The sequence below is a fragment of the Pseudomonas sp. G1002 genome, assembly GCF_013385455.1.
GTDB lineage: Bacteria > Pseudomonadota > Gammaproteobacteria > Pseudomonadales > Pseudomonadaceae > Aquipseudomonas.
This window is the reverse complement of the sequence record NZ_JACAPY010000013.1, coordinates 1-11,547: the sequence shown is the minus strand read 5'-3', so window position 1 is coordinate 11,547 and position 11,547 is coordinate 1. Positions and strand designations below refer to the sequence as shown.

Below are 11,547 nucleotides of genomic sequence, written 5' to 3'. Positions count from 1 at the left end.
GGCCAGGGATGGCCCATGACGGCGGCCCACGGTCCAAAGCCGGAGTGAGGGCACTCCGAGCCTGGGCGAGGAGCCGAGTGGTGGGGCAAGAGCGTTTTGCTTACTTTTGCGCTCTTCAAAAGTGAGCCGCTGTAAGAGCGGAACCAATAGTCGCCGTTACGAAAATAACGGATATACACCCAGCCCAACTCCCCCCAACACAAATGTCGCATCTGAAATCAGGTCAGACTCTCGTCAATCACCAACACCAGCTTCCCTGAAATCCGATTAGTCGCCAGCTCCGCAAACGCAGCCTCGGCATCCTTGATCGGAAACGTCCTGGCCAGTTGCGGACTCAAGCGCCCCTCGGCAAACAACGGCCAAACATGCTGGCTCAAGTCACTGAACAAGTCAGCCTTGAACTGATCATCCCGACTGCGCAACGTCGACCCCAACACCTGCACACGCTTGGCCAACACCTGCGCCAGATCGATCTGCGCCTCACGCCCCCCCATCAACCCAATCAACACCCAGCGCCCATCACGCGCCACCAGCTTGAGATTCAGCGCCGCGTAATTCCCCCCCACCGGGTCAAGAATCACATCGAACGGTCCAAAATCCCTCAAGCCCTCGATGCCGTCAGTACGTACCACACCCCCCTGAGCCCCCAGCGCTTCACAGTACGCAAGGCGATCCGCCGACCCCACGCTGACCCAACACGGGCTGCCAAACGCCTTGCACAACTGAATCGCCGCCGAGCCCACCCCACTGGCGCCGGCATGCAACAACACCTTCTCACCGGGCTTGAGGCCCGCCAACTGGAACAGATTCAGCCACGCGGTGCTGTACACCTCGGGCAACCCGGCCGCTTCCACCAGGGACACACCCTCCGGCACCCGCAGCACATGCCGCGCATCCACCACCACTTCTTCAGCCATCCCGCCGCCAGCCAGCAAGGCGCAAACCCGATCCCCCACTTGCCACGACGAACCGGCGCCGACTTCGCTGATCACCCCGGAACACTCCAGGCCCAGCACCTGGCTGGCACCGGGAGGTGGCGGATAAAGCCCCGAACGCTGTAATAAATCGGCGCGATTCAGGCCCGCAGCCGCCACGCGAATGCGTACTTGGCCTACATCGCATGTAGGACTTGGCTCTTCTTGCCACTCCACATGACCTTCAACGCCTTGCAATGCTTTCACAGTGCCTCCATAGTGAGTCTGGACTGAGCCCGTTGCTGTAGCGTCGGGCTTTTTGCATTATGCGACCGGCCCATATGGAACCGGCGACTTCAAAGACGGCCTAATATGCGTTATCAATTGCCCCCGCGTCGAATCAGCATGAAGCATTTGTTCCCCAGCACCGCCCTCGCTCTTTTTATCGGTATCGGCCTTTTGCCGCTGTCGAGCAATACGTTCGCAGCCAACAGCTGGGACAACCTTCAGCCTGATCGCGATGAGGTGATTGCCAGCCTTAACGTCGTCGAGTTGCTCAAGCGCCACCATTACAGCAAGCCGCCGTTGGACGACGCTCGTTCGGTGATCATTTACGACAGCTACCTCAAGCTGTTGGATCCCTCGCGCAGCTATTTCCTGGCCAGCGACATCACCGAGTTCGACAAGTGGAAGACGCAGTTCGACGACTTCCTCAAGAGCGGTGACCTGCAGCCCGGCTTCACCATCTACAAGCGCTACCTGGACCGCGTCAAAGCGCGTCTGGACTTCGCCATTGGTGAGCTGGACAAAGGTGTCGACAAGTTCGACTTCACCAAGAAAGAGACCTTGCTGGTTGACCGCAAGGACGCTCCTTGGCTGACCACCGAAGCCGAGCTGGACGACCTGTGGCGCAAGCGCGTCAAGGATGAAGTCCTGCGCTTGAAGATCGCCGGCAAAGAGCCAAAGGCCATCCAGGAACTGTTGACCAAGCGCTACAAGAATCAGCTGGCACGTCTGGATCAGACCCGTGCCGAAGATATCTTCCAGGCCTACATCAACACCTTCGCAATGTCCTACGACCCGCACACCAATTATCTGTCGCCAGATAACGCGGAAAATTTCGATATCAACATGAGTCTGTCGCTGGAAGGCATCGGTGCCGTCCTGCAAAGCGATAACGACCAGGTGAAGATCGTGCGTCTGGTGCCGGCAGGTCCGGCCGACAAGACCAAGCAGGTTGCCCCGGCCGACAAGATCATCGGTGTGGCCCAGGCCGACAAAGAGATGGTCGACGTGGTCGGCTGGCGCCTGGATGAAGTGGTCAAGCTGATCCGCGGGCCGAAAGGCAGCGTGGTGCGCCTGGAAGTGATTCCGCACACCAACGCACCGAACGACCAGACCAGCAAGATCGTGTCCATCACCCGTGAAGCGGTGAAACTCGAAGACCAGGCCGTCCAGAAGCAAGTCCTCAACCTCAAGCAGGATGGCAAGGACTACAAGCTGGGCGTGGTGGTGATCCCGGCGTTCTACCTGGACTTCAAAGCGTTCCGCGCCGGTGATCCGGACTACAAGAGCACCACCCGCGACGTTAAGAAAATCCTCACAGAATTACAGAAGGAAAAAGTCGACGGCGTGGTCATCGACCTGCGCAACAACGGCGGCGGTTCCTTGCAGGAGGCCACCGAGCTGACCAGTCTGTTTATCGACAAGGGTCCGACCGTGCTGGTGCGTAACGCTGACGGCCGTGTCGACGTGCTGGAAGACGAGAACCCGGGTGCCTTCTACAAAGGGCCGATGGCGTTGCTGGTCAACCGCCTCTCGGCATCCGCCTCGGAGATTTTTGCCGGCGCGATGCAGGACTACCACCGTGCGCTGATCATCGGCGGCCAGACCTTCGGCAAAGGCACCGTGCAGACCATCCAGCCGCTGAACCATGGCGAGCTGAAACTGACGCTGGCCAAGTTCTACCGGGTTTCCGGGCAGAGCACCCAGCATCAGGGCGTACTGCCGGACGTCGATTTCCCGTCGATCATCGACACCAAGGAAATCGGCGAGAGCGCCCTGCCCGAGGCGATGCCGTGGGACACTATCCGTCCTGCGATCAAGCCTGCGGTAGACCCGTTCAAACCGTACATCGCAGAGTTGAAAGCTGATCACGAAGCCCGCTCCGCCAAGGATGCCGAGTTCATCTTCATCCGCGACAAACTGGCCCTGGCCAAGAAGTTGATGGAAGAGAAAACCGTCAGCCTGAACGAAGCCGACCGTCGTGCGCAGCACACCGACATCGAGAATCAGCAACTGGTGCTGGAGAACGCCCGCCGCAAGGCCAAAGGCGAAGCCCCGCTCAAGGAACTGAAGAAAGAAGACGAAGACGCGATCGCCGCCGAGCCTGATAAAACCAAGCCGGAAGATGATGCCTACCTGAGCGAGACCGGGCGCATCCTGCTGGACTACTTGAAGATCAGCAAGACGGTGGCCAAGCAGTAAATGATGGCGATTTAATGTGAACGCTCCTCGGAGTGTCATCAAATAGACATCATTCTGTCGTGAAATGAAGGACCTGCCAAAGCAGGTCCTTTTTTTTCGACCCGAGAAAATCATGACCATGACCGAACAGCTGAATGCATTGGGCTCAATCCTGGCTCAAGGCAGTTTGCACAGCCTGTTCCAACCCATCATTTCCCTGTCTGAACGACGCGTCATCGGTTATGAAGCCCTCAGTCGCGGCCCGTCCAACAGCCCGTTGCACTCCCCTGTCGCACTGTTCTCCGTGGCCCGTCACGCCGGGCGTCTCAGTGAGCTGGAGATGGTCTGCCGGGAAAGTGCCTGCCGGCGGTTTAGCGAGCAGAAACTGCCGGGCAAGCTGTTTCTCAACGTCTCACCCGATTCCCTGCTGGAGACCGCCCACCAGCCCGGCCGTACCTTGCAACTGCTCAGCGACTTCGGCATCCCGCCCAGCCAGGTGGTGATCGAACTGACCGAGCAAACCCCGACCGACGATTTTCAACTGCTGCAAACCGCGCTGCACCACTACCGCGCCATGGGCTTTTCGATTGCCCTGGATGACCTGGGTGCCGGTTATTCCAGCCTGCGGCTGTGGTCGGAGCTGCGTCCGGACTACGTGAAGATCGATCGACACTTTATCGACGGCATCCACCAGGACGCCCTCAAGCGCGAGTTTGTCGGCTCGATCCTGCAAATTGCCAAGGCCTCCCGGGCCCAGGTCATCGCCGAAGGCATCGAGTTGCCGGAAGAGTTGGCGGTGCTCACGGAAATGGGCGTTGACCTGGTGCAGGGCTACCTGCTCTGCCGCCCCCAGGAACACCCGCCCCAGGAAGCGCGGTTGATGCTGCCCAAGCCCGACAACGCCAACGTCGCGCTGAACGACGAAGGCAGCGACCTCAGCGCCCTGCTCAACGAACAACCGGCCGTGGGCCAGCACACCGCCACGGCGCAGGTTTTGGAAGCCTTCCGGCGCCAGGCCAACCTCAATTCCCTGGCGGTGCTGGATGAGCGTGGCCACCCGATTGGCATCGTGCACCGGCACTCGCTGTCAGATGCGCTGCTCAAGCCGTTCGCCACCGATCTGTTCGCCCGCAAGCCCATCAGCCGCTTGATGAGTGATGACTTTCTCGCGGTGGAACTGAGCCAGTCCTTGCAGCAGGTCAGCCGCCTGCTCACCAGTCGCGCACGCCAGCGGATCGAGGAAGATTTCATCATCACCCTCAACGGCGATTATCTGGGGTTGGGCCGGGTGATCGATGTGCTCAAGCTGATTACCGAACTGAAAATCCAGCAGGCACGCTATGCCAACCCGCTGACCTTGCTGCCGGGCAACGTCCCCATCCAGCAGTGCCTGACGCGGCTGTTGCAGCAACAACGCGAGTCTGTGATCTGCTACGTCGATATCGACAGTTTCAAGCCATTCAACGATATCTACGGCTATGGCCGGGGCGATGAAGTGCTGCTGTGCCTGGCGCAATGCCTGAACGACCGGGTAGACCCCAGCCGCGACTTCGTCGGGCATATCGGCGGTGATGACTTTTTGCTGGTGCTGGGGCCGCAGGATTGGCGCAAGCGGCTGAACCAACTGCTGGACGACTTCCACACCCAGTGCCGGCGCTTCTATCGCAGCGAGCATCTGGACGCGGGCTGTTTCGTTGCACTGAACCGCCAGGGCGTGCGCCAGGAGTTTGCGCTGCTGTCGCTGTCCATCGGCGTGGTGCATTTGTATCCACAGGCCTGTGGACAGGTCGATGCCAGCCAGTTGGCAGAACTGGCCTCGCAAGCCAAGCACCACGCGAAGAACGTGGCGGGCTACAGCATTCATGTGATTGACAGCCTGGAGTTGGGCCAGGCAGAACCGCAGCCGCTCTAGATCAGAGTTGCTCCAGGCGCATCTGCGCCAACGGGTGCCCGGCTCGGGCGGCGATTTTCCACCAGCGTGCCGCTTCCAGCGGATCAGGGGCCTTGCCAAGGCTGCCCGCAAGGCTCAACACCCCAATCTGGTAGGCCGCCTTGCCATCTCCGGCCTGGGCCGCCAGCCGCAACAGCCGCACGCCTTCTTCACGGGCGCCGAGGCCCTTGCCACGAAACGTCAGGATATGTCCGTAGAAACTCTGTGCTGCTACGTCGCCCAGATTGGCCATGCGCGCGAACTGGCCTTCAAGCCACTGCCAGCCACGCGGCTGTCGCACGAACCAGGACCAATGAAACAACTTGCGCGCCAGCCAGTAACTGGCATACGCCTTGAGCTTCCAGAACACTACGCCTCCGCTGACTCGGGATAATCGTACTCAAATACTCGCACCACTTCGGATGCGTGCCACGACGCCGCGGCCACGCCATCGGACGGCCCGCAGAAGCGCCCGAGACGCTCCACGCATTCAAAGAAACCGGTACGTGGCAGGCGACTGGCGCCCTGGCTGATCACCAGGGAACTGCGCAGTGGTTGGTCGGCCTTGGCATCCAGCGCCGCCAGGTGCTCCAGCGCAGCCGTCAGGGTCTGCATGGCCGGCGTGGGAAATTGCAGGCGCTCCAGCAAGGCGCGGTAGGTCAAGAGGTGGCGCTGTCGGCGCGCCTGGTCCAGCTCGTTGAGTAACCCATCCCAATGTTGACGGCTGATGCGTACGCTCACGTTTCGTCCCTCCAACCTGCAACGCCAAGTTCCCAGGCCAGGCTGCGGCGGATGGCAGCGTCCGGCTGGCGTTCACCGCTTTCGATCAGGCCCAGGTAAGACGGGCTGATGCCCACTGTGCGCGCCAGAACCTCGATGGCCAGGCCCTTGGCCTCGCGCAGGCTTCGCAGCTGCTCCAGGGGGCGCAGATCCGGCTCGGCAGTGGCTTGGCTAATGGTCGAAGCGGGAGGCGTTGGCTGTTGCTGACCGGCAGCTTTTAACAGCGCCTGATACTGAGCCCATGGCAGAACCGCATATTCGGGCTCGCCATCCTTTGTAATTATCTGAATATCCATGACTGCCCCGTAGGATCACAACACTTACTTCGTAAGTACTTTCCTTAGGAGTGTAATCCTAACAGCCACAAAGAGCGCAGGGGGATATTCCCAAGGTTCAGTTTTTTTTCAGGTGTTCTTGCGTAAGCAGCTGAGGCGTCGCAGGAAGGCGCTCAACCACCGCAAGTTTCTCGGGGAGCTGACGCTCGCGCCAGGCGCGAAAGGCGCTCAGTTCGCCGTCGAGGGTCTTCATGACCCACGCCAGCACAGCAATGTCGTCGAGCATGCCGAACACCGGGATAAAGTCCGGGATCGCGTCAATCGGGCTCAGGAAGTACATCAATCCTGCCACTACCGAAATCAGCGCCTTGGGGCTGATGGCCCGGTACTCGCCGCGCCAGTAGGCCAGGCACAAGGCCTGGAGCAGCTTGAGGTCGTCCTTGAGCTTGCCCAGCCGGTTGCCCTGGCTCGAGCCTTTGGCGGCGACCGCGAACAGCAACGTCGGCAAGCGCCCACGGCCAAGCAGGCGAGCAGCCATGGGCAGGAAGCGGGTGAAATTAAACGGGGCTTTCATCGTCACTCCAGTTCCAGGCGACAGAAAAGGTTATCCACACAAATTGTGGATAACCTTGTGAACAGAGCCTATTTTCCAGGCTGAAAGCCACGTAATACAAGGCCTACAGTCAGATCGGGCGTTTTTTGCGCACATAAAAAAAACCCAAGAATTCATTGACTTGGAGATAATCTGCGTCTACCCGTACTCGGGTCTTTTATCAGACTGCTCTAGCCCGCATGGGTTCGGTTGAATTTGCCGTGGATTCAACTGATCGTTCCCACGCTCTGCGTGGGGATGCCGCCTGTGGCGCTCCGCGCTTGCTGTTAGCGCTAGGCTTGAGCAATGCGCAATGGTGACGCAGAGCGTCACGGGATGCATTCCCACGCAGAGCGCGGGAACGATCGCATACGATCGCACAGGCCAGAAACAACAACGCCCCGTCGAAACGGGGCGTTGTGTGTTCAGGTGCTGATTACTTCTTGGCAGCAGGAGCCGCCGGTGCGTCAGGAGCGTCTGCCTTGGACGGGTCCTTGATGGCCAGCAGTTCCAGGTCGAATACCAGCACGGAGTTGGCTGGAATCGCCGGGCTCGGGCTCTGGGCACCGTAGGCCAGGTCGGACGGGATGTACAACTCGACCTTCTCGCCAACGTGCATCAGTTGCAGGCCTTCGACCCAACCCGGAATCACGCCGCTGACCGGCAGGTCAATCGGGCTGCCGCGATCCACGGAGCTGTCAAAGGTGGTGCCGTTGGTGAGCTTGCCGGTGTAGTGAACAGTCACTACGTCGGTAGGCTTGGGTTGAGCACCGTCCGCTTTCTTCACGATCTTGTATTGCAGACCGGAAGCAGTGGTGACAACGCCGTCTTTCTTGGCGTTTTCTTCGAGGAATTTCTTGCCGGCGGTTGCCGACTCTTCGCTCATCTTGGCCATACGCTCTTCAGCACGTTTTTGCAGTGCGGCGAAGGCTTCGACCAACTCGTCGTCTTTCAGCTTCTGTTCTTTCTTGCCGACGGCATCTTCGATGCCTTGGGCTACCGCTTTGGAGTCCAGGTCATCCATGCCTTCCTGGGCAAGGCTTTTGCCCATGTTCAGGCCGATACCGTAGGAAGCTTTTTGCGCCGGGGTTTTCAGCTCTACGCTGGTTTGCGAATCACAACCCGCAAGTACCAGGCTAACCAGGGCCACCGCCGCCGCCAACCGATGCTGTTTCATGCTATTTCCTTGTTCGTGTGCCAAAAGGGCATTCGAGTAAAGTCGCGAGCTTATCAGGCGGCCACGACCAATGGCTACCGGCATGTGAGCAGGAAACTTCTGATAAGTTCACGTGTTTAAAAGCATTTTCATTCAATCCAGGGCCCTGCAACGGACGGCAGCAGCGCTGGAACGAGACTCATGGCCACTTGCCGCACTGCTGGCCTGATGGCATAAGAACGCTACAACTCAACAAGGATAGTTATCTTGCGCATTTTTTCCCGTGTTTTGCTGATGATTTTCATACTGCTGGGCCTGGTCCTGGCGGTGGTGCTCTATTACGTGGTCAACCCGAAGCTGCCGGTCTACGTGCCAGTGGAACAGGTGCACTACCAGGATCAATGGAGCGCCGCAGATCGCCAGACCTACTATTTCACGCCCCAGGGCACCCAGGTCAAGGGCCTGCGTTATGCCTGGTTTACCGCCTTGGAACTTCCGTTCTCCGAGCAGCGTTTCGCCACGCCCGAGTACCTGGCGCGCTTTGGTTTTCTGGTAGACCCCAAGCAGGTGCCCACCGCGCAGAACCCCGGCAACCTGCCGGTGGGTTTCGCCCGGCATAAAAATGCCGGCAGCAATGATGAGTTCCTCGACATCACCTGCGCCGCCTGCCACACCGGCCAGTTGAACTTCAAAGGCCAGGGCCTGCGTATCGACGGCGGCCCGGCGCAGCATGTGCTGCCGTCCAGCGTACCGACCCTGCGCGGCGGCAGCTTCGGCCAGGCACTGGTCGCCAGCCTGGCCTCGACCTACTACAACCCGTGGAAATTCGAGCGCTTTGCCCGCACCGTGCTGGGCCATGACTACAACGACCAGACCGCAGCGCAACTGCGCCAGGACTTCAAGAAGTCCCTGAACAACTTCCTCAAAGTTGCCTGGAACGACACCCACCGTGGCCTCTACCCCACCGAAGAAGGCCCGGGCCGCACCGACGCCTTTGGCCGTATCGCCAACGCCAGCTTTGGCGACGCCATTTCCCCCGACAACTACCGCATCGCCAACGCCCCGGTGGACTACCCGCAACTGTGGGACATCTGGACCTTCGACTGGGTGCAATGGAATGGCTCGGCCCAACAACCCATGGCCCGCAATATCGGCGAAGCCCTGGGCGTCGGCGCCACCCTGGACTTCTTCGACAGCGCCGGCCAGCCGCTCCAGGGCGATGCACGCTACGCCTCCAGCGTGCGGGTTCGCGACCTGAATACCATCGAAGAAACCCTGCAACGGCTCAAGCCACCCACCTGGCCCGAAGACCTGTTCGGCGCCATCGACAAACCGCTGGCCGCCCAGGGTCGCGCACTGTTCGCGGAAAACTGCGCCGGCTGCCACGTGCCAGCGGTGTCCCAGGTCGATGGCCGCCCGGTGCGCCAGTTGAAAATGCTCCCGGTGGAGGTGATCGGCACCGACCCCGCTACTGCCAACAATATCGCTGACCACCGCTTCGACCTCAGCGCCCTGCAATGGGACCCAGCGGAGTTGGCGAAAATGAACGTCGAACTGCACCCCACGGCCACCGAGCCGCTGGACCTGCGCAGCCTCTCTTCAGCCAAAGGCCTGGCCTACATCACCGCCTTTGTCGAAGACCACGCCTACCGTGCCGCCGGTGTGACACCTGCCGAACGCCCGCGCCTGGACGGCTTCGGCCTGCCGATCGGCGTACGCGAATTGCGTGCCTACAAGGCACGGCCCCTGGCCGGGGTGTGGGCGACACCACCGTTCCTGCACAACGGCTCGGTGCCGACGATCTACCAATTGCTCTCGCCCCAGGACGAGCGCAGCCCGACCTTCTATAAAGGCACCTTCGAATACGACCCGCGCCACCTGGGCTATCAAACCGCCGCGTTCCCCAACGCGTTCCTGTTCGATACGCGCATCACCGGCAACCACAACAGCGGCCACGAATTCCGTGCCGGGCAGCGTGGCAACGGGGTGATCGGCCGAGGCTTGCTGCCCCAGGAACGCTGGGCGCTGCTGGAATATTTGAAAGTGCTGGGCGGCCCGCTGGAACAGCAACTGCCCTGACCCAACCGACTTCGCAGAAAAGGATTTTTAAATGCTCGCTCGACTTTGGCTGCGCCTCGGCGCGTTTCTCGGCAAGACCCTGTTGTGGCTGGTGGGCCTGGGCCTGCTGGGCTGGTTGCTGTCCACCCTGTGGTTTGCCTGGCAGCACAACGGCCCGGTATCGCCGGATGAACAGATCCCGCCGGGGGAAGCGGCCATGACCCAGGGCATCATCCAGACCGCCGTGCGCATCGTCGATCAACATCGCGAAGGCACGCGTTACCTGCGGGATGCGCATGCCAAGGCCCATGGCTGCGTGAAGGCCGAGGTCAGCGTACTGGCGGACCTCGACCCGGCCCTGCGCCAGGGCGTGTTCGCCGAGCCGGGCAAGACCTGGCAGGCGATGATGCGACTGTCCAACGGCAATGCGTATCCGCAGTTCGACAGCATCCGGGATGCCCGGGGGATGGCGATCAAGTTGCTGGACGTGCCAGGCAAACAGCTGCTGGCGGATCAGCAGGCGCGGGGTGAGCAGGACTTTGTGATGTTCAGCCATCCGAACTTTTTCGTCAGTGATGTGGCGGAGTATGCGCAGAACATTTCGGCTCAGGCCGATGGCAAGAAAGTCATGGCGTTTTTCCCCGGGGTGGATCCGCGCAGTTGGCAGGTGCGGCATTTGTTTATCGCGCTGGCGACGTTGGCGCCGCCGCCGGTGAGTCCTACGCAGACGACGTATTTCTCGGTGTCGCCGTATAAGTTTGGGGCGGCGAATGCGAAGTTTCGGGTGGCGCCGGATCCCCAGGGGTGTCCTGCGTATGTGCTGCCTGAACAGAATCAGGACCTGCCGAACTTTTTGCGCAGTGCGTTGAATCAGCAACTGTCGACGGACCGGGTGGCGGCGTGTTTTGTGTTGCAGATTCAGCGGCAGAATCCGCAGAAGTTCATGCCGATCGAGGACACCAGCATTGAATGGAAAGAGAGTGATGCGCCGTTTGAGACGGTGGCCAAGGTGGTGATTCCGGCGCAGGATTTTGATACGCCGGCGTTGAATCTGGCTTGTGATAATCAGTCGTTTAATCCGTGGTTTGGGGTGGAGGCGCATCGGCCGATTGGGGGGATTAATCGGTTGCGTAAGGCGGTGTATGAGGCGGTCAGTGATTATCGGCATAGCCGGAATTTGTAGCTCCGCGGTGTTGGGGACATATCCGTTATTTAGGTAATGGCGACTATTGGTTCCGCTCTTACAGCGGCTCACTTTTGAAAAGCGCAAAAGTAAGCAAAACGCTCTTGCCCCACCACTCGGCTCCTCGCTTAGGCTCGGTGTGCCCTCACTCCGGCTTTGGACCGTGGGCCGCCGTCATGGGCCATCCCTGGCC

The 11,547-nt window shown here is 60.3% G+C and carries 10 protein-coding genes; 4 read left to right on the top strand and 6 right to left on the bottom strand.

The genetic code is table 11. The features are described 5' to 3' along the window. Positions 1-218: 218 nt before the first annotated feature. A complete protein-coding gene (locus HX801_RS05640) occupies positions 219-1,181 on the bottom strand; it encodes a zinc-binding dehydrogenase (RefSeq protein ID WP_177021753.1) in 963 nt (320 codons plus the stop codon). A 138-nt stretch (positions 1,182-1,319) separates the two neighbouring features. On the opposite strand from HX801_RS05640, the gene HX801_RS05635 reads away from it, so the two are divergent. Both HX801_RS05635 and HX801_RS05630 read left to right on the top strand, forming a co-directional pair. After that, on the top strand, positions 1,320-3,401 hold the full coding sequence (locus HX801_RS05635; RefSeq protein ID WP_023659269.1) for a carboxy terminal-processing peptidase: 2,082 nt from the start codon (positions 1,320-1,322) through the stop codon (positions 3,399-3,401). A 112-nt stretch (positions 3,402-3,513) separates the two neighbouring features. Next, positions 3,514-5,292 (top strand): bifunctional diguanylate cyclase/phosphodiesterase, encoded by a 1,779-nt coding sequence (locus HX801_RS05630; RefSeq protein WP_177021752.1) that lies wholly within the window; start codon positions 3,514-3,516, stop codon positions 5,290-5,292. 1 nt (position 5,293) lies between these two features. Here HX801_RS05630 and HX801_RS05625 read toward each other — a convergent pair whose 3' ends face one another. The 5 genes from HX801_RS05625 to HX801_RS05605 form a co-directional block, all read right to left on the bottom strand. Beyond that, positions 5,294-5,680 (bottom strand): sel1 repeat family protein, encoded by a 387-nt coding sequence (locus tag HX801_RS05625; RefSeq protein WP_177021751.1) that lies wholly within the window; start codon positions 5,678-5,680, stop codon positions 5,294-5,296. Beyond that, the gene (locus tag HX801_RS05620) at positions 5,680-6,051 is read right to left on the bottom strand and encodes a hypothetical protein (protein WP_003211116.1); all 372 of its coding nucleotides are present in this window, start codon (positions 6,049-6,051) and stop codon (positions 5,680-5,682) included. The genes HX801_RS05625 and HX801_RS05620 overlap by 1 nt, the downstream gene beginning before the upstream one ends. Next, the gene (locus HX801_RS05615) at positions 6,048-6,386 is read right to left on the bottom strand and encodes a helix-turn-helix transcriptional regulator (protein WP_003211117.1); all 339 of its coding nucleotides are present in this window, start codon (positions 6,384-6,386) and stop codon (positions 6,048-6,050) included. The genes HX801_RS05620 and HX801_RS05615 overlap by 4 nt, the downstream gene beginning before the upstream one ends. A gap of 97 nt (positions 6,387-6,483) precedes the next feature. After that, complete coding sequence (locus HX801_RS05610) at positions 6,484-6,939, bottom strand: YkvA family protein (protein WP_003211120.1); 456 nt, start codon at positions 6,937-6,939, stop codon at positions 6,484-6,486. Positions 6,940-7,393: 454 nt separating this feature from the next. Then, a complete protein-coding gene (locus HX801_RS05605) occupies positions 7,394-8,134 on the bottom strand; it encodes an FKBP-type peptidyl-prolyl cis-trans isomerase (protein ID WP_003211122.1) in 741 nt (246 codons plus the stop codon). A 246-nt stretch (positions 8,135-8,380) separates the two neighbouring features. Between HX801_RS05605 and HX801_RS05600 the strand changes: the two genes are divergently transcribed. Next, the gene (locus HX801_RS05600; protein WP_177021750.1) at positions 8,381-10,192 is read left to right on the top strand and encodes a di-heme-cytochrome C peroxidase; all 1,812 of its coding nucleotides are present in this window, start codon (positions 8,381-8,383) and stop codon (positions 10,190-10,192) included. Between the two features lie 31 nt (positions 10,193-10,223). Next, entirely contained in the window at positions 10,224-11,354 is a 1,131-nt protein-coding gene (locus HX801_RS05595; protein WP_177021749.1) for a catalase family protein, read from the top strand. Positions 11,355-11,547 lie beyond the last annotated feature (193 nt).